This is a genomic window from Streptomyces rectiverticillatus (genome assembly GCF_013394065.1).
Classification (GTDB): domain Bacteria; phylum Actinomycetota; class Actinomycetes; order Streptomycetales; family Streptomycetaceae; genus Streptomyces; species Streptomyces rectiverticillatus.
In genome coordinates, this window is the sequence record NZ_CP040752.1 from 3,988,083 (window position 1) to 4,005,628 (window position 17,546).

Here is a 17,546-nt window from a genome sequence, read left to right on the forward strand (position 1 = left end):
GTCGCGGTGCTCAGGCGGCGGGTCTGAGGGCCGCTCGCGCCGCGGTCACTTCGAGGAGCATGTGCTCGACCGTCTCCCGCCCCTCCCGGACCCTCCGGCTGCGCAGGACCCGCAGCCCCCGCCCGCACTCGCGGGCCGTCCGGCGCAGGCCGAGCACGTCCCCGCGGTCGCTGAAGTGCAGCAGGACCCGTCCGCCCGGCGCCAGGTGGTCGTGCGCGCCGGCCAGGTAGCGGCGGTGGGCCGTGTACCCGGCGTCGACGTAGGCGCGCTCGTGCATCGACCCGTAGACGTAGTGCTCCGGCGCCTTGACGAAGTTGGAGTGCCAGTAGACGGTGTCGAAGCGCTCGTCCTCGCCGAGTTCGCCGAGCGGGGCGAACAGGTCGCCGCAGAGCGTGCGGACGCGGTCGGCGACCCCGTGCCGGGCGGCGTTCAGGGCGGTGTTGCGGGCGGCCTGCGGGCTGATGTCGGAGGCGACCACCCGGTCGTGGCCCGTCAGGGCGGCGGTCACGGCGATGACGCCGGTGCCGCAGCCGATCTCCAGCAGGGACCGCTGCCTTCCCTGGCTCGCCTGGCCCCCCTGGCTCGCCTGCCTTGCCGCGCCCGCCGCGGCGAGCTGCTCCGCCGCGAGCAGTTCCATGGCCACGCCCGTCGACGCGGAGAACGGCGGCGCGAACACGCCGTCCAGCAGGTCCCACTCCCGGCCGCCCAGGGCGAAGACGTCCGGCCGGTCCGGCCGGTGCAGCGACTCCGCGCTGCGCCGGAGCGATCGCGTGTAACTCTGTAGTTGCGCCTGTCTCGCCTGCCCTGATTCCTGCATTTCGTCCCCCCAGTTGAACGGCGCGCGCTCGCTGCGGCGCGCGCCACGCGTTGTCAACCCTTACCGAATCCGCAGGTCAGGGGAAGGTGGACGGATCACCGCGTGAGATGGTGAGGGTTGTGGACGGTGTACACCCAAGTGCGGGCAAAGTTGACTGGTCCAGTCCAATCCGCTTACGTTCACTCGCGGGGGGACGCTTCGCCTGAGGGGTCCTGAGAGACGACTCTGGGGAACTCTGGGGGTACGGAGATGACTCGCGCCGTGCACTCCACCACGGCAAGTGCGATGACCGTGCTCAGACTGCTGGCCGAAGAAGCCGCGCCCAGCCGCTTCGAGGCCCTCGTCCGCGACGCCCGCCGCAGCGGCCTCACCGGCCCCGCCCTCGCCGAGCTCGAACAGGCCACGGAGCTCGCCCTCGGCGTCCACTCGCTCTTCGGCCGGCACGAGCAGCGCGAGGCCGGGCTCACCGCCCTCGTCGACACCGCCCGCGACCTCACCCTCCCCTACGACCTGGACACCCTCCTCAAGGTCATCTCGCGCCGGGCGCGCCGCCTCCTCAACTTCGACATGGCCTACATCGGCCTCCTCGACCCCGACGGCGAAAGCTCCTGCATCCGCGCCTCCGACGGCGACACCACCGCCCTCAACGTGGGCCTGCGCGTGGCCGGCGGCCTCGGCCTCGGCGGCGTCGTCCACGGGAAGGCCGCGCCCTCCTGGACCGCCGACTACCTCGGCGACGACCGCATCCCCCACTCCGAGGAGATCGACGAGGTCGTCCGGGCCGAAGGCCTGCACGCCATCATGTCCGTGCCCCTGCAGCACGGCGACTCCGTCTTCGGCACGCTCTACGGCGCCAACCGCAAGATCCGGCACTTCGCGCCCGACGAGATCGGGCTGATGCGCTCGCTCGCCGACCTCGCGGCCGTCGCCATCGAGAAGGCACGGCTCCTCGACAGCGCCCGCGCCGAGGTCACCGAGCTGGAGCTGGACAGCTCCCGCGCCCGCACCTACCTGACCACCGAACGCCGCCTCGCGGACGTCCGCAGCCGGCTCATCGACCTCGTGCTCGACGGCTGCGACCTGCCCACCGTCGCCGCCGAGGCCGCGGCCGTCCTCGACGGCGCGCTGATCGTCCGCGACGCCGACGGGCGCACCCTCGCCGTCGCCGGCGACCCGCCCCCGTCCGCGCTCGACGAGGCCGACATCGCCAAGGCCGTCCTCGACGCCCACGCCGGGCGGGCACCCGTCCGGGCCGGGGAGCGCGCCTGGGTCGCCTCCGCCGCGGCCGGGTCCGAGGCCCTCGGCGCACTCGTCCTCGTCCCCGCGCAGCCGCCCACCGACAAGGAAGTGCGGCTGCTGCACTCGACCGCCCAGGTCTGTGCGACCCTCCTGCTCATCCAGCGCAACACCGCCCTCGTGGAGGGCCAGGTCCGCGACGAGCTCTTCGACGAACTCCTCTCCGGCCGCAGGCTCTCCGCACGGCTCGCCGACCGCGCCCGGCGGCTCACCGTCGACCTCACCCAGCCGCACGTCGTGGTTGTCGCCCGGCCCGAAGGCGGGCCCCAGGGCCGGGCCGTCGTCTGGGCCTCCTCGTACGCCTACCGGATGTCCGGCCTCAAGAGCGCGCTCGACGGCAGCATCGTGCTCCTGCTGCCCGGCAGCGACGCCGGTGCCATCGCCAAGGCCGTCTCCGAAGAGCTCACCCCGCTCCTGCACCACCCGGTGACGGTCGGGGCCGCGGGGCCCGTGACGGGGGACGGCGCGGTCCACCAGGCCTACCAGGAAGCCCTGCGCTGCGTGGACGCCCTGACCGCCCTCGGCGACACCGGAGGCTACGCCTCGCCCGGCGAACTCGGCTTCCTCGGCGTGCTGCTCGCCGAGGACCACGACGTCGACGGCTTCGTCCAGTCCGCGCTCGGCCCCGTCCTCGAGTACGACATGCTCCGCCTGACCGAGCTCACCCACACGCTGGAGGTCTACTTCGCCTCCGGCAGCAGCGCGACGGCCGCCGCGGACGTCCTCCACGTCCACCCCAACACCGTCTACCGGCGCCTGGAACGCATCACGGAACTCCTGGGCCCCACCTGGCAGAAACCGGACCGCGCCCTGGAAATCCAGCTGGCACTGCGCCTGCAGCGCACGCGCCACTTGCTGAGCCGACGCCCGGACGACTCGTAGGCGGCGCACGGCGCCCGACCCCGGGGGGGGAGCGCCGTTGCAGGGGTGTGCGTCGTCAGGCGTACAGCGCCTCGCCCGTGAGGGCGTAGGCCGAGGTCAAGGATGCGACTGCGTACGCCGCCGAGGACAGGGTCATGTGGCGGTGCCAGCCGGGGAAGGAGCGGCCCTTGAAGTCGCGGAGGCCCACGCGCGCGCCGACCTCCTCGCAGTCCGCCGCCGTGTCGTGGGCGAGGCGGGCCAGCCGCGCCAGTTCGCCGACGGGCATGCGGACCATGTCCGTCAGCCAGATCCGCTCGGGCGCCCCCTCCGGGTCGCGCCACTCGCCCAGCAGCAGCCCCGGCCGCTGCCCGCCCGCCGACAGCCGTCCGTGCCCCACGGGCAGCGCCACCGGGACCGCCGCCACCAGCCCGCCCCCCGCGATCCGGCGGCGCAGGCCCCGTACGCCCTGCAGGATCCGCAGGGCGGGAACCGGCCCCAGGCCGTGGCCCGGCAGCGCCGGGTCGGCCACGACCAGGCGCGCCGTGCCGCACACGCGGGCCAGCACCGGCAGGCCCGCCTCGGCGAAGCGCCGCACCGCGGGCCCGACCCGCGTCGTGGGCACGTCCAGCACGACGGGGCGGCGCGGCAGCTTCCACTTCCGCATGTCGTCGAGGACCGCGCCCGTCGCGCTCTCGTCCGCGGTCTCCTCGCGCAGCGCCGACGCCGGGATACCGGCGCCCTGCTCGTCGGTCCCGTCGGCCCCGTCGGCCCCGTCGGGCAGGAAGAGCCGCCAGTGCACCGGCACGGTCATCGCGCCGGAGGCCAGCCACACCCCGAACGCGCGCTGCGCGTTGACCGTCTCGCCCAGCTCGGGGTCGAACTGCCGGCGCACGCCGACCGAGTGCTCGCCCCGCTTGGGGATGATCAGCTGCCGTACGACCCAGGCGCGGGCGGGCGCGATGCTCTCCACGTAGCGGCCGAGGGCCTCGCGCAGGGGGTTCCAGCGCCAGGTGGAGCTGCAGATGAAGTGGTGCAGGCTCTGCTGGCCGCCGGGCGCGCCGACGGCGCCCGCGATGTTCTGGATGGTCTTGCGGCCGCTCGCGGTGAGCAGCCCGTGCAGGTACTGCTCGCCCTTGCTGCGCTGGTCGCTGCGGCGCAGCGACCGGAACAGCACCTCGGCCATCTCGGCGACGAGGTCGTCGGGGACCCCCGGCCCCGGCCCCGGCCCCGGACCCGCCATCGGCCCGGCCCCCGCCCCGCCCACAGCCGGGAACAGCCCCCCGTGCCGCAGCCCCGTCACCATCGCCGCCTTGTTCACGGCACTCCCCCTTATGCCTCGCACCACGGCAGCCGCAGCCGGCTGCACTGTCACGATGCCGCCGCGGGGCCACCGTGGAGGAGGGGACGCATGCACACACTTCGGGCCGTGGGTGGTGAACGGTCTCCACACGCGGGGGTGGCCGGGTACCCGCGCTGCGGGCAGGCAGGCCGGGTCAGGCCGTCAGGCCGGGCGGGTCATGTCGTCGCGACCCGTACCGAAATGCCCGCCAGGACCGTGCCCATCACGTAGCGCTGCATCCGCAGCCACCGCGGCCGGCTGCGCAGGAAGCCGGCTATGGCCCCGGCGCTCATGGCGATCAGGCCGTTGCCGGTGACGGCGACGGCGATCAGGGTGAGGCCGAGGACGAGGCTCTGCCCGGCCACGGAGCCCCGGTCGGGGTCGATGAACTGCGGCAGCACGGAGATGAAGAGGATGGCGATCTTCGGGTTGAGGAGGTTGGTGACCAGGCCCATCGTGAAGAGCTTGCGCGCCGGGTCCGGCGGCAGCGGCTTCGGGTCGAACGCGGAGACCCCGCCGGGCTTGAGGGTCTTCCACGCGAGGTAGGCCAGGTAGGCGGCGCCGGCCAGTTTGAGGGCCGTGTAGACGGCGGGCACAAGACTGAAGAGCGTGGCGAGGCCGGCGACGGCGGCCAGCAGGTAGACGAAGAAGCCCACCGCGACGCCCAGCAGGGAGACGAGCCCGGCCCGCCGCCCCTGCGTGATCGAACGGGACACCAGGTAGATCATGTTGGGGCCGGGGGTGAGGACCATGCCGAGTTCTACGGCGGCGATGCCCACCAGCGCCTGCGTGCTGACCATGCGACTCCTCCGGGAGTGTGGGGTGCCGGCGGCCGGCCGGACCGTGGCCCCGCCCACCGCCGGTGATCACGGTCATTCAACCCGGGCCCACGCCCCCGTGGCGGCGATTTTCGTGGCGTACGCACCGAAGTCGGCGGCGTCGCGGCCCAGGACGCGCCGCACCCCGTCGGCGGGCTCGGCCGTGTGGCCCGCGCGGTGCAGGGCGAAGAGCGCGTCGAACATCTTCACCGCCGCCTCGGGCAGGCCCGCCGCGAACAGTTCGGCCCGGTACTCCTCCGGCGTCAGCTCCACGTAGGCGATCTCCCGCCCCGCGGCGCGGGCGATCGTCGCGACGGCCTCGCCGAAGGTCAGCCCGCGCGGCCCGGAGACCTCGTACACGTCGTCGGTGTGCTCGGCGCTGCTGCGCGTGAGCAGCGTCGCCGCCACCTCGGCGATGTCGTCCGCGTCGACGAACGGCTCGGGCACGTCCCCCATGGGCAGCCCGAGACGCCCCTCGCGGACCGGCTGCCACCACAGGTCCTCGCTGAAGTTCTGGTTGAAGTTGCTCGCCCGGACGATCGCCCACTCGGCGCCGGAGCCGCGGACGGCCTCCTCGGCGACGGCCATGCCCTGCCCGAAGTCCGGCCCGACGTGCTCGATCCCGCGGCCGGAGAGGACCACGAAGCGGCGCACGCCCGCCTCGACGGCCTGCCGGACGAAGACGGGAACGGCCTCGTACCCCTCGTCCGGGGCGATGAGGTAGACGGCCGAGGCCCCTTCGAGGGCGGCGGCCCAGGTGGTGGGTTCGGTCCAGTCGAAGCGGACCTCGCCGGAGCGGGATGCGGCCCGGACGGAGACACCCGCGGCACGGAGGTCGCGGACGACCCGGCGGCCGGTCTTGCCGGTGCCGCCGAGGACGAGGATGTCGTGGTGGGGTGTTGCGGTCTTCGTGGCGGTGTTCTTGGAAGCCGTGTTCGTCATGGGTACAGCCAATCCGCCTGCCGCGGCACCCACCATGGGCGACAGTCCGGGGTGCATGTCCGGGCGTACGAGCCGCCTGAGCATGCCGTCCGGCGCGCCGCATATCGTGCCGTCCATGGACCCTTTCGATGATCTGTTGCGGGGTGTGCGTGCCAACGGCGCCGTCTTCGGAGGGTCGGTGCTGTCGCCGCCGTGGGCGCTGCGCTTCACCGACGGCGCCTTCCTGACCTTGTGCGCACCGCTGCGCGGCGAGGGCTGGCTCGTCCCGGCGGAGGGCGGGCCGCGGCGGCTGGCCGCGGGCGAGACGGCGATCGTGCGCGGCCCGGAGCCGTTCGTCTTCACGGACGACCCGGCCTCGACGGAGGGTGCCGCCCCCGGCCCGGTGCGCGAGGTGTCCTGCGGCGGGCCGGAGGGCGGCGGCCCGGACGCGGCCGGCGGCGTGGACGGGCGGACGGTGCTCATGGCGGGCGCCTACCGCGTACCGGGGGAGGTGCCGCGCCGGCTGCTGCAGGTGCTGCCGCCCGTGCTCGTCGTCCCGGACGACCACGACTGCACGTCGATGCGCGGGTATCTGGAGTCGCAGCTGACCGCGGGCCTGCCCGGGCGGCAGATCGTGGTGGACCGGCTGCTGGACTGGCTGCTGGTGTGCACGCTGCGGGACTGGTTCGACCGGCCCGAGGCGGCGTCGCCCGCCTGGTACCGGGCGCTGGGGGACGAGGTCGTGGGCCCCGTCCTGCGCGCGATGCACGAGGCGCCGCACCGGGCGTGGACGCTGGCCTCGCTGGCGGCGGTCGCGGGCGTGTCGCGCTCCACGTTCGCCAAGCGCTTCCACGAGCTGCTCGGGGAGCCGCCGCTGGCGTACCTCACGGAGTGGCGGATGACGCTCGCCGTGGACCTGCTCGGCGAGCCGGGGGCCACGCTGGCGTCCGTCGCCCGCCGGGTGGGCTATGCCGATCCATTCGGATTCAGCACGGCGTTCAAGCGGGTCCGGGGGGTGAGCCCGAGCGCGTTCCGGGCCGGGCATAAAGCGGCTGATCAGCCGGTTTTCGCGGGCTGAATCGTTCGGATCCTTACCCGGGGCCTAAACATGGGAATGCGCCGAAGGTGGCCGGAAATCACGCTCGGGGGGCGCCTGCCGCCCGAGTCGGTGGTGTGCGCAACGCCCTTACGTGAAGCGGAACTTGAGCATCCGATTCGCTGTGCCACCTGCTGCTACCCGTCGTACCCGGGGAAAGCAACCGGCCATCTTTTCCCTGTGAATGTGACGGCAATCACAATCCTCGTGGCGTAAGTCGCCATCCCGCCTAGGGTGATCGCGCTGCCCGGTGGAGTGCTGAAGTACTGCAGTGCTGCAGAACTGAAGTGCTTATGAATGAACTGCACTGTGGATTGCTTTACTTGTTAATCGCTCAGGGAGGCTGACGGTGGATAAGGCCGGCGACATCAACAACCCCGCACCCCCCTCATCCCCCTCACCCCCTTCCCTGCTGCTCTCCGCCCGTCCCGAACCACTGGAAGCGCCCTACCCGCCCGGCAGTCTGGACGGGGCCACGGTGGACCACGCGGCCCTGGAGGACCGGTACCCGGTCTACGCGAAGTTCGGGCAGGAACTCGGGAACACGCCCCTGATCGAACTGCCGGGCCCGGAGGGCGGCGCGACCGTGCTCGCCAAGTGCGAGTGGGAGAACCCGGCCGGTTCCATCAAGGACCGCGTCGCCTACGCCCTGCTCGGCAGCGCCCTGCAGCGGCACGGCGACCGCCCGCTCGACGAGCTCCGCGTCCTGGAGTACTCCGGCGGAAATCTCGCGAACGCCCTCTCCCACCTCTGCGCGGAACTGGGCATCCGCTCCCGCTTCGTCCTGTCCTCGGCCAGCCCCCGCAGCCTCCTCGACACCCTCGCCGGGCGCGGCGCGCGCGTCGACCTCGTCGACAAGGAGCGCGGCTTCCTCGACGTGGTGCGCGAGGCCCTGCGCATCGCCGCCGAGGAACCCGAGTGGACCCTGCTCTACCAGCACCGCAACCCCGCCAACGTTCTGCTGCAGGAGCGCACCACCGGTGCCGAGCTCGCCGCGCAGCTCGGCGGGCGCGTCCCGGACGCCTGGGTGGCCTCCATCGGGACCGGCGGGACCCTCGTCGGCGTCCTGCGGGCGCTGCGTGCACGCTTCCCCGCCGTCCGGGCCGTCGGCGTCACCCCCGCCGAGCTGCCGTACGGAAGCGAGCAGCCGCCCAACGGGCAGCGGAAGTACGCCGGTTCCGGCGGCATGGGGCACGGCATCCGGCAGCCGTTCGTAACGCTCCACGACGACGAGGTCGAGCACCGCACGGTGACCTATCCGCGCGCCTTCGCCGCCATGGGGGAGTTCCACGACCTCACCGGTCTGCGCATCGGCAGCTCGGCCGCCGCCAACTGGCTCGCCGCGAAGGAGACGGCCGCCGCGCTGCCGCCCTCGGCGACGGTCGTCACCGTGCTCCCCGACGCAGGGACGCCCGAGGAGTGGGAGCAGCTCGGACGATGACGCGCCACGCCGCCGCAACGAATGTGACCGCCACAGCAGGCGCAACGACTTCCGGGGGGCGCTGAGATGGCTCACCTCGTCCTGGTCGAGACGACCCCGACGGCCGGATTCAAGGTCGTGAGCGAGGCCGTCGCGCTCGGCCACGAAGTGACCTTCGTGGCCCACTCCCTCGACCCCTACCTCGCCGCGGAGGGCGGCGAGGAGGCGCTGAAGGCCCCGACCCGGCTGCTCACCGGAGTCCCCACCACGGACCCGGACGGCCTCCTCGACGTCATCGGCTCGCTCCACCGCAAGCACCCCGTGCACGGCGTGCTCGCCCTCAGCGAGGGGCACCTGCCCGCCACCGCGGAGGTCGCCGAAGCCCTCGGCCTGCCCTTCGAGAGCACCGTGGTGATGCGGCGCCTGCGCGACAAGCACGCCGTGCGCGAGCTCCTGGGCGCCGCGGGCGTCCCGCAGCCGGCCTTCCGGCGGGCCCTGACGGTCGCGGAGGCCGTCGCCGCGGCCGGGGAGCTCGGTTACCCGGTCGTGGTCAAGCCCGCCGACGGCTTCGGCTCGCTCCACGTCGGCGTCGCGAACGACGCCGTCGAGGTCGCCGCACTGGCGGAGGCCGTCGCCGGCACGCGCTCCTACGGGCGCGGGGTCGCCGGCAGCGGAGTGGTGCTGCTGGAGGCGTACGTGCCCGGCCCCGTCGTCAGCTGCGAGATGGTGACCGTCGACGGCGTCAGCACCCCGTACGGCTGCGTGGACCGCATGCTGGCCCCCGCGCCCCACCCGGTCGAGCTGGGCGGCTGCTTCCCCGCCGAGCTGGCCGACGACGTACGCGAGGCCGTCGTGCGCGTGTGCGCCGACGCGCTCGCCGCCGTCGGTATCCGCCGCGCGCACACCCACACCGAGGTGGTCCTCGGGCCGGACGGGCCGCAGATCATCGAGATCAACGGCCGGCTCATCGGCGGCTACGTCCCCACGATGATCAACTACGTCCTGGAGCGGAACATCTACCACGACGTCGTCGAACTCGCCCTCGGCGGCAGCCCGTCACCCTCACCCGTGCACGGCGTGGGCTGCATCCGGGCGATCACCGCACCCGTGTCCGGCGTGCTCACCGGCATCGATGCGGACGCGGCGCGGCAGGCCCCCGGCACGGCCGAGGTGATGCTGCAGGCCATGCCCGGGCAGGAGGTGCGCCCCGCCCGGAACAACTTCGACCGGCTCGGCTTCCTCATCACCACGGCGGCGACGGCCGCCGAGGCGCGCAAGGCGGCGGAAGAGGCGCACGGCCTCGTAAGGGTGACGGTGAACGGCGACGACGCCGACGACGCCGACGGCCAGGGTCACGGTTCCGCGGAGGACGCGTCGTGACCGTCCGCCTGCGCGTGCTGTGCGTCGCCGGGAGCCCGAGCGCCGGTTCCCACACCCGAGCCCTCGTCGGGCACATCGGCGGCCTCCTGGAACAGCGCGGCTTCGGCAGCGGGCTCGCCGACCTCGCCGTGCTCGACCTCCCGCGCAGCCACCCCGACCACTACTGGAGCGAGGCTCCCCACCCGGTGGTCCAGGCGCGCGAGTTCATCGAGGCGGTGCTCGCCAGTGACGCGCTGGTCCTCGGCACGCCCGTCTACCACTCCGGGTACTCCGGGCTGCTGAAGAGCGCCGTGGACCTCCTGCCGTCCGACGCCTTCGCGGGCAAGGCGGTCGGCCTGGTCTCCCACGCCAGCGGGCCGCGCGGCTCGGCCACCGCCTGCGAGCAGCTCCGCCAGGTCGTGAAGGCGCTCGGCGGCTGGGCGGTGCCGATGCAGGTCAGCACGGTCTCCGCGGACTTCGCGCCCTCGGCCGGAGGGCAGCGGGGGCTGGACGTGACGGGCCCGGTGCACGCGCGCTGCGTGGAACTCGCGGACCAGCTCGCGGCGTTCACGCGGGCGATGCGGCGGGGTACGGCTGACAGCAGCACGATTGCCGAGGACACCGCCGAGGCCGCTGCCGCCACCTCCGCGGAGGACACCGCGGAGGTGGCGGCATGACCCCGCCCCTGCCCCCGGCCCCGTCCCTCCTGCCCCGCTGTCTGCGCCTCCTGCGCGAGGACCTGGAGGTCGTCGCGGACCGCGACCCCGCCGTGCGCAGCCGCGGCGAGGCGCTCCTCGCCCCCTTCCTGCCGGCCCTGTGGCTGCACCGGTCCGCGAGCGGGCTGCACGCGCGGGGCCACCGGGTGGCGGCCCGCGTGCTCTCGCTCGTCGGCCGTTTCCTGTCCGGCGGGGTCGACATCCACCCGGGTGCGCGCGTCGGGCGGCGGCTGTTCATCGACCACGGCGCGGCCGTGATCATCGGCGAGGACGCCGTGATCGGCGACGACGTCACCCTCTACCACCAGGTCACGATCGGGGCGATCGGCTGGTGGCGGGACCGCCACCGGCTGCCGGGCGAGCGGCGCCACCCCACCCTCGGCGACCGCGTCGTGGTGGGGGCGGGCGCCTCCGTCCTCGGCCCCGTGCGCATCGGAGACGACAGCCTCGTCGGGGCGCACGCGCTGGTGACGGCCGACGTTCCGGCCGGAAGCAGGGTGTGGGCGCCGAAGAGCGAGGTCCACCCGAGGGGCAAGCCCGCCGTGGTGCGGGCGGCCGGCACGGAAGCGGCGGCGGACGTGACGGCGGCGAACGTGACAGCGAAGGCCACGGCGAAGAGGAAGCGAGGCGGTCTGTGAGCACGGGCACTGGCACTGGCACGGACACGAACACGAACACGAATGTCGGGGAGCAGACGGGCTACCGCGAGCTGCTGCGCGAGGCGTTCGTCCGGCGCTACGAGGACGGCGCGGACTCTTGGAGCGAGGAGCCGGCCATGCGGGAGCTGGTGCCGCTGCTCTGCACGGAACTCGCGCCGGGCAGCTCCGTCATCGACATCGGGGCGGGCCGCGGCCGGGACATGGAGCTCCTGCTCGCCCAGGGCCACCGGGTCACCGCCGTCGACCTCGTACGGCTGCCCGACTGGGAGGACATCGCCCGCCGGTACGGCGCCGCGGCCGCCTTCGAGGTCGGTAACTTCGCCGACCTGGCGGATGACCGCGTCTTCGACGCCGCCGTCGACAACGGCGTGCTTCACCACCAGGCACCGGAGGACTACGCGCCCTACCTGGCGAACGTGCGGCAGCGGCTGCGCCCCGGCGGGCTGCTGGCCGTCAGCCTCTTCACCACCGCGGAGGAGCTCGCCGAGGGCGTTCTGAACCGCGCCGAGGACGGCCGCCTGTCGCGGTGGTTCAACGAGCGGGAGGCGACGGAACTGCTGGCCGGGGCCGGCTTCACGGTGACCGCCGTGCGGACGGTGCGCAGAGAGCTGCCGGGCCTCGCCTACCTGCTGGTCCTTGCCCGCCGCGACGCGTAACCCGTACCCGAAGGCCTGGTTCCGATGACCGCTCCGTCCCGAGGGGGCCCCGCCGCGGCCGCCCCCGCACCGGCGTCCGCGAAGCCGGGCGGCCGCATGTTCGCCTCGCTCGCCGTCCGCAACTACCGCTACTTCTTCTTCGGCCAGTTCATCTCGAACTCCGGTACGTGGATGCAGTTCGTCGCCCAGGACTGGCTGGTCTTCCACCTCACCGGCAGCACGTTCGCGGTGGGCGTCACCACGGCTCTGCAGTTCCTGCCGGTGCTGCTGTTCGGCCTGTTCGGCGGCGTGGTGGCCGACCGGTACCCGAAGCGGCGGATCCTGCTCACCACGCAGGGCGCCATGGGCCTGTTCGCCGCGGCGCTCGCCGTACTGACGCTGACCGACGTCGTCGTGGTCGCCCACGTCTACGTCTTCGCGTTCCTGCTCGGCCTCATGAACGTCTTCGCCAATCCGGCGATCCAGACGTTCGTCCCCGAGATGGTGGGCCCCGAGCGCGTGGCCAACGCGGTCAGCCTGGGCGCGGTGAACTTCCAGAGCGCCCGGCTGCTCGGCCCCGCCGCCGCCGGGCCGCTGATCGTCGTCATCGGAAGCGGCTGGGCGTTCGCCCTCAACGCGCTGTCCTACGTCGCGGTGATCGCCTCACTGCTGGCCGTACGGGCCTCGGAGCTACGGCCGGCGGCGCCGCAGCGGCGCGAGAAGGGCCAGATCAGGGCGGGTCTGCGGCACGTGCGCGAGCATCCCGAGCTCGTCCGTCCCATCGTCCTGGTCGGCTTCGTCTGCACCTTCGGCTTCAACTTCCCCACCCTGCTCTCGGGCTTCGCGTACAACGTCTTCGACGGCGGCGCGAAGGAGTTCGGCTTCCTCACGACCGCGGTCGGCCTGGGCGCGCTGGCCGGGGCCCTGATGTCGGCGCGGCGGCGCAGCAGCCGCACGGTGGTGCTGGTCGGCACGGCGGCCGCCTTCGGTGTCCTGGAGGCGGTGACGGCGCTCGCACCGTCCGTCTGGCTCTTCGGGGCACTGATGGTGCTGGTGGGCCTACTGAGTGTGACGTTCTCCACGACGGCCAACTCCCTGGTCCAGCTCCACACCGATCCCGCGATGCGTGGCCGCGTCATGGGCCTGTACATGCTCGTGTACACGGGCGGGACGCCCATCGGCGGCCCGGTCGTGGGCTGGGCGGTCCAGCACTACGGGGCGAGGGCCGGAATCCTGGCGTGCGGGCTCGTCGCGGTGGCGGCGGCGGTGATCGTCGGGCTGATCGCGCTGCGCGCTCCCCGTGCGGGCGCGGTCGCGGGTGGCTAGCGTGGCATCGGGGGAACGCTCGGGAAATGCTCGGGGAACGCTGGGGATCGCTTGCTGATCGCTCGCTGATCGCCGGGAAGGAGCCGGGACCATGGCCGCGCAAGCAGAGGGCACGCCGTGCTGGGCCGACGCGATGTTCACGGACATCGAGAAGGCCAAGGAGTTCTACGGTGACGTCCTGGGATGGACGTTCGGCGAGAGCGCGACGGAGTTCGGTAACTACACGGAGGCGTACTCCGACGGAAAAGCCGTGGCCGCCGTCGTACCCCCCATGCCGGGCCAGGAGGGCAAATCCGCCTGGTGCCTGTACTTCGCCTCGCCCGACGCCGCCGCCACCGCGGGGAAGATCCGCGAGGCCGGCGGCGAGCTGCTGATGGAACCGATGACGGTCGGCGACTTCGGCACCATGGTCCTCGCCCGCGACCCCTCCGGCGTCACCTTCGGCGTCTGGCAGGCCGGCACCCACGAGGGCTTCCAGAAGCGCGGCGAGCCCGGCGCGTACTGCTGGGCCGAAGTCTTCACCCGCGAACCCGGCAAGGCTGACGCCTTCTTCCCCGCCGTCTTCCCCTACGGGCTGCAGCACATGGAGGGCGAGGCGGACGCCGGCGACGAGCAGATCGACTTCAAGCTCTTCAGCCTCGGAGGCGAGACGGTGCTCGGCCGCATGGCGATGGGCGAGGAATTCCCGCCGGAGCTCCCTCCCTACATCCAGATCTTCTTCGCGGTGGGCGACTGCGACGCGGCAGTGGCCAAGGCCAGGGACCACGGCGGCGCACTCCACTTCGGCCCGATGGACAGCCCCTTCGGCCGCTTCGCAGCCCTGACCGACTCCCAGGGCGCGGCCTTCGCCGTCATCGACCTGAACACGACGAAGGGCACGATGCCGGAGCTGACGGACGAGCGGTGAGGCCGCCGTCGGTCGCTTCACATGTGGGGGAGCCACTCCTGGAGTCCGTCGAGATGCCCGAGTTCCGACTCGATGCGCTGCCTGTCGTCGGCGGTGAGCTCCAGACCACGCAGATCGGCGAGCCAGGGATCGGTGGGCTCATCGAGCACCATGGCCAAGTCGACAAGGTGGCACAGGGCGATGGCCCGCTCCCCCACCGAGGAGTCCGTGCCGTGCCTGCGCACCGCGGACTTGAGCGCACGGAAGGCCTGCAGGTCATCGTTTTTGAACTCGCGCAGGATCCGGGCGTTGTCGAGCGCCTTGGCCAAGCCCGTCAGCTCCTTCGAGCCGCCGTATTCCAGTTCCATGGGCTCGTCGCGCTGGATGAATATGATCGAATTCCCGGACGGATCGATCAGCGTGAACCGGGACGCACCGGGCCGGTAACGGGTGATCCGCGGAAGGCCGGAACCGAGCACCTTCCCGTAGACCCGCCGCATCGCCGCGACGAACGCCGCGTGATACGGCGCCACGGCGTCGACCATGATCAGGCAGCATCCGGACTCCTCCCGGGTCGGATCCAGGCCCTTGGGTGCCGGGCCGAAACACAACTGGAATCCGCTCCACCGCAGCATCAGGGACACATAGGGCTTGCTCTGCTTGTAGGTCACCTCGAACCCCAGCGCCTCATAGAACGTCAGGGTCTCCTCCACTGACGCGCACGGCATCAAGGGCACCGTCGTCTCGTTCGGCCGAACCGCGGGCTCACTCAAGTCAGTCTCCTTCCACGTGGCCCAGCGATGCTTGCACCCTTGGGCGAGATCCGCATATGGGTTGTTCCAGAACCCGGCGCTCCGCTACCCGATCGGACCGGGCACAGGATGTCGGGCCCGACAGGGTGCAGCCTTCCTAACGTGAGGGACGTAAAGGAAGGAGACCGAGGTGCTGGAGCGGCTGAACAAGGCGCTGGAACACATCGAGTCGCACCTCGATCAGCGCATCGAGGTGACCGAGCTGGCCCGGATCGCGGTGACGTCGGAGTACCACTTCCGCCGGATGTTCTCCGCGCTGGCGGGGATCCCGCTGTCGGAGTACATCCGGCGCAGGCGGCTCACCGTCGCGGGCGCCGAGGTGCTCGCCGGGGAGCGGACGCTGCTGGAGATCGCGGTGCGCTACGGCTACGGCTCGGGGGAGGCGTTCGCGCGTGCGTTCCGGGCCGTGCACGGCGTGGGACCGGGCGAGGCCCGGCGGGCCGGTGCGGCTCTGCACTCCCAGCCCCGGATGTCCTTCCGTCTCGTCGTCGAAGGGAGCAGCAGCATGCGATACCGGGTCGTGGAGAAGGAGCAGTTCCGCGTGGTCGGCAGGAAGGTCCGTGTCCCGCTGGTCCACGAGGGGGTGAACCCGGCTATCGCCGACTTCATCCGGGGCATCGGCCAGGAGACGATACGGCGCATCGCCGCCCTGTCCGATCAGCAGCCGGAGGGCATCGTAGGAGTGAGCGACGACCTCGACCCGAGCCGGGCCGAGGGGACCGAACTCGACTACTACCACGGCGTGGTGACCGGATCCGCCGCCGTCCCCGAGGACATGGACGCACTCACCGTCCCGGCGGGCACATGGGCCGTCTTCGAGAGCTCCGGGCCGTTCCCGCAGGCGCTGCAGCACCTGTGGCGGGACGTCTTCACCCAGTGGTTCCCGTCCAACCCGTACCGCAGCCGCCCGGGCCCCGAAATCCTCCGCACCCGCCTGTCCCAGGACGCGACACGGGCGGACGCGGAGCTGTGGATCCCGGTGGAGCGGACTGAGGTCTGAGGTCTGAGGTCTGAGGGCCGGTGTGCGGCGGCTGCGAGCCGCCGCACACCGGACGAAGAGCGACCGAGCGGCGGCCATACGTCTCTCCCGTCGATCGCGTGCAGCAGGACGTCTTCTGCACGGTACGCCGCCGCGCCCTGCCCCTGAGCGGTTGATTTCCGGACCCGGAAGGCCGCCCCCTACCACGCGCAGCCGGCGACCCCTGCCCGTCGATGTCGGCTGCCCGTACGCTGCCCGTACACGTCGGCGTACGGAGGCGGTTCGGTGGACACCCTGGACTTTCCTGCAGAGTTGAGCACTGGCGAACGGATCCGGATTCTCAGGGAATCCCGCGGGATGAGCCGCGAAGTCCTCGCAGGTCTGTGCGCCCGGAAGGCGGACTGGCTCAAGAAGATCGAGAAGGGAGAGCGGGAGCTCAATTCGCACTCGCTCCTGCTCAGGCTGGCTGCCGCTCTGCAGATCCCCGACCTGTCGCTCCTGACCGGTGGTACTCCTGAGGTCGTCCAGCCGGTCCCTCTGGGACGATTCGACCACCCCACCATGCCTGCCATCTGGGCCGCTGTGATGAGCCGCAGCCTCGCGCCACTGAGCGCCGCAGTCGACGTGCAGGGCCTGCAAGGTGTGCACGGTCTGCAGGGCCGGGTGGAGCAGACATGGCGTCTGTGGCACACGTCAGGGCGCAACCGCACCGAAGTGGGAGCGCTGCTGCCCGCGCTCATCCGGGACGCCGAAACCGCCGCCCGCACTCTGGAAGGGGCACAACGACGAACCGCTCTCGTCGCCCTCTCCGACGTGTACCGGCTGACCGGACAGGCGACGGCCTACGTAGCACCGGCCGAACTCGCCTGGGTCGTCGCCGACCGCGCACTGGGCGCAGCTCAGCGGGCCGATGACCCTGCCGCCATCGCCGCCGCGGCCTGGAACATGGGCAACATTCTCCGTGAGACCTCGTACCCGGAGGAGGCGCTGAGGGTCGTAACAGAGGCCGCGGACCTCATCCGGCCCCACCTCGAGGGATCTCCCGACGACTGGCGGGGGATCTACGGAGCGCTGCAGTTGCATGCCGCGGTGACCTGTGCCCGTGAAGGCCGCAAGGGAGACGCCTGGCGGTACTGGGATCGCGGGGACCAGATCGCCAAGTCGCTGCCCGCTGCCTACGTGCACCCGAGCACGGTATTCGGACGGGCCAATGTGGATTTCCACGCCGTTTCCGTGGCCACGGACCTTCGGGCGTCCGGGGAAGCGCTGTCGTTGGCGGATGACATCGACCCCGACGTGATGCCGTCCATGGAGCGGCGCGCGCGCCTGTGGGTGGAAGTGGCCCGCGGACACCTCCTGCGCGGTGACCGGACAGCGGCTCTGCACGTCATGAAGCTCGCCCACGGGATCGCCTCCGAGACGGTGGCGTACACCCCCTCCGCCCGCGGCATCGCGGCAGACCTGTGGCGTACGGCGCCACGTGCTCTGCGTGGGGAGGCCGGTCGCTTGGCGGAGGCGGTCGGCGTAACAGCCGCGCTCTAGAGGGCCGGCCCCTGTGAGGGGGACAGATTGTCCCCCTCACCCCCTGGCGACCGCCCTATGGTCA

16 protein-coding genes are annotated in these 17,546 nt (G+C 72.3%); 11 read left to right on the forward strand and 5 right to left on the reverse strand.

The window, feature by feature from the left end:
• Nucleotides 1-10: 10 nt before the first annotated feature.
• On the reverse strand, nucleotides 11-817 hold the full coding sequence (locus tag FGW37_RS17330; RefSeq protein ID WP_179081877.1) for a methyltransferase domain-containing protein: 807 nt from the start codon (nucleotides 815-817) through the stop codon (nucleotides 11-13).
• Nucleotides 818-1,102: 285 nt separating this feature from the next.
• On the opposite strand from FGW37_RS17330, the gene FGW37_RS17335 reads away from it, so the two are divergent.
• Nucleotides 1,103-2,995: a helix-turn-helix domain-containing protein gene (locus FGW37_RS17335; protein ID WP_179081878.1), complete on the forward strand. Its 1,893-nt coding sequence runs from the start codon at nucleotides 1,103-1,105 to the stop codon at nucleotides 2,993-2,995.
• 55 nt (nucleotides 2,996-3,050) lie between these two features.
• On the opposite strand, the gene FGW37_RS17340 is transcribed toward FGW37_RS17335, so the two are convergent.
• From FGW37_RS17340 to FGW37_RS17350, 3 genes are all read right to left on the reverse strand, one after another.
• Nucleotides 3,051-4,214, reverse strand: coding sequence for an IS701 family transposase (locus tag FGW37_RS17340; protein WP_179084746.1), 1,164 nt, complete (start codon nucleotides 4,212-4,214; stop codon nucleotides 3,051-3,053).
• A 275-nt stretch (nucleotides 4,215-4,489) separates the two neighbouring features.
• The gene (locus FGW37_RS17345) at nucleotides 4,490-5,113 is read right to left on the reverse strand and encodes a LysE family translocator (RefSeq protein ID WP_179081879.1); all 624 of its coding nucleotides are present in this window, start codon (nucleotides 5,111-5,113) and stop codon (nucleotides 4,490-4,492) included.
• Nucleotides 5,114-5,185: 72 nt separating this feature from the next.
• Complete coding sequence (locus tag FGW37_RS17350; RefSeq protein ID WP_179081880.1) at nucleotides 5,186-6,073, reverse strand: NmrA family NAD(P)-binding protein; 888 nt, start codon at nucleotides 6,071-6,073, stop codon at nucleotides 5,186-5,188.
• Nucleotides 6,074-6,188: 115 nt separating this feature from the next.
• Here FGW37_RS17350 and FGW37_RS17355 point away from each other — a divergent pair, with 115 nt between their 5' ends.
• The 8 genes from FGW37_RS17355 (at nucleotide 6,189) to FGW37_RS17390 (ending at nucleotide 14,170) form a co-directional block, all read left to right on the forward strand.
• Nucleotides 6,189-7,130 carry an AraC family transcriptional regulator gene (locus FGW37_RS17355; RefSeq protein ID WP_179081881.1) on the forward strand — a complete coding sequence of 314 codons (942 nt, stop codon included), beginning with the start codon at nucleotides 6,189-6,191 and terminating at the stop codon, nucleotides 7,128-7,130.
• A 367-nt stretch (nucleotides 7,131-7,497) separates the two neighbouring features.
• Nucleotides 7,498-8,589 (forward strand): PLP-dependent cysteine synthase family protein, encoded by a 1,092-nt coding sequence (locus FGW37_RS17360; protein ID WP_218650590.1) that lies wholly within the window; start codon nucleotides 7,498-7,500, stop codon nucleotides 8,587-8,589.
• A gap of 66 nt (nucleotides 8,590-8,655) precedes the next feature.
• Complete coding sequence (locus FGW37_RS17365) at nucleotides 8,656-9,948, forward strand: ATP-grasp domain-containing protein (RefSeq protein ID WP_179081882.1); 1,293 nt, start codon at nucleotides 8,656-8,658, stop codon at nucleotides 9,946-9,948.
• The gene (locus tag FGW37_RS17370; protein WP_179081883.1) at nucleotides 9,945-10,604 is read left to right on the forward strand and encodes an NADPH-dependent FMN reductase; all 660 of its coding nucleotides are present in this window, start codon (nucleotides 9,945-9,947) and stop codon (nucleotides 10,602-10,604) included. Before FGW37_RS17365 ends, FGW37_RS17370 begins: the two co-directional genes overlap by 4 nt.
• Complete coding sequence (gene epsC, locus FGW37_RS17375; protein ID WP_179081884.1) at nucleotides 10,601-11,281, forward strand: serine O-acetyltransferase EpsC; 681 nt, start codon at nucleotides 10,601-10,603, stop codon at nucleotides 11,279-11,281. The genes FGW37_RS17370 and epsC overlap by 4 nt, the downstream gene beginning before the upstream one ends.
• A complete protein-coding gene (locus FGW37_RS17380; RefSeq protein WP_179081885.1) occupies nucleotides 11,278-11,958 on the forward strand; it encodes a class I SAM-dependent methyltransferase in 681 nt (226 codons plus the stop codon). Before epsC ends, FGW37_RS17380 begins: the two co-directional genes overlap by 4 nt.
• Before the next feature lie 24 nt (nucleotides 11,959-11,982).
• On the forward strand, nucleotides 11,983-13,263 hold the full coding sequence (locus tag FGW37_RS17385) for an MFS transporter (protein WP_179081886.1): 1,281 nt from the start codon (nucleotides 11,983-11,985) through the stop codon (nucleotides 13,261-13,263).
• A 91-nt stretch (nucleotides 13,264-13,354) separates the two neighbouring features.
• Nucleotides 13,355-14,170, forward strand: a complete 816-nt coding sequence (locus FGW37_RS17390) for a VOC family protein (RefSeq protein WP_179081887.1) — start codon at nucleotides 13,355-13,357, stop codon at nucleotides 14,168-14,170.
• Between the two features lie 17 nt (nucleotides 14,171-14,187).
• Here the strand turns inward: FGW37_RS17390 and FGW37_RS17395 are convergent, their stop codons facing one another.
• Nucleotides 14,188-14,922, reverse strand: a complete 735-nt coding sequence (locus tag FGW37_RS17395) for a VOC family protein (protein ID WP_179081888.1) — start codon at nucleotides 14,920-14,922, stop codon at nucleotides 14,188-14,190.
• Nucleotides 14,923-15,091: 169 nt separating this feature from the next.
• Here FGW37_RS17395 and FGW37_RS17400 point away from each other — a divergent pair, with 169 nt between their 5' ends.
• Complete coding sequence (locus FGW37_RS17400) at nucleotides 15,092-15,961, forward strand: AraC family transcriptional regulator (protein ID WP_179081889.1); 870 nt, start codon at nucleotides 15,092-15,094, stop codon at nucleotides 15,959-15,961.
• Nucleotides 15,962-16,225: 264 nt separating this feature from the next.
• Entirely contained in the window at nucleotides 16,226-17,482 is a 1,257-nt protein-coding gene (locus FGW37_RS17405) for a helix-turn-helix domain-containing protein (protein ID WP_246430422.1), read from the forward strand.
• Nucleotides 17,483-17,546 lie beyond the last annotated feature (64 nt).

Excerpts from the sequence above, each read along its gene's own strand:
- FGW37_RS17330 (WP_179081877.1), bottom strand. The coding sequence starts at position 817 with ATGCAGGAATCAGGGCAGGCGAGACAGGCGCAACTACAGAGTTACACG.
- FGW37_RS17335 (WP_179081878.1), top strand. The coding sequence starts at position 1,103 with ATGACCGTGCTCAGACTGCTGGCCGAAGAAGCCGCGCCCAGCCGCTTC.
- FGW37_RS17340 (WP_179084746.1), bottom strand. The coding sequence starts at position 4,214 with ATGGCGGGTCCGGGGCCGGGGCCGGGGCCGGGGGTCCCCGACGACCTC.
- FGW37_RS17345 (WP_179081879.1), bottom strand. The coding sequence starts at position 5,113 with ATGGTCAGCACGCAGGCGCTGGTGGGCATCGCCGCCGTAGAACTCGGC.
- FGW37_RS17350 (WP_179081880.1), bottom strand. The coding sequence starts at position 6,073 with ATGACGAACACGGCTTCCAAGAACACCGCCACGAAGACCGCAACACCC.
- FGW37_RS17355 (WP_179081881.1), top strand. The coding sequence starts at position 6,189 with ATGGACCCTTTCGATGATCTGTTGCGGGGTGTGCGTGCCAACGGCGCC.
- FGW37_RS17365 (WP_179081882.1), top strand. The coding sequence starts at position 8,656 with ATGGCTCACCTCGTCCTGGTCGAGACGACCCCGACGGCCGGATTCAAG.
- epsC (WP_179081884.1), top strand. The coding sequence starts at position 10,601 with ATGACCCCGCCCCTGCCCCCGGCCCCGTCCCTCCTGCCCCGCTGTCTG.
- FGW37_RS17385 (WP_179081886.1), top strand. The coding sequence starts at position 11,983 with ATGACCGCTCCGTCCCGAGGGGGCCCCGCCGCGGCCGCCCCCGCACCG.
- FGW37_RS17390 (WP_179081887.1), top strand. The coding sequence starts at position 13,355 with ATGGCCGCGCAAGCAGAGGGCACGCCGTGCTGGGCCGACGCGATGTTC.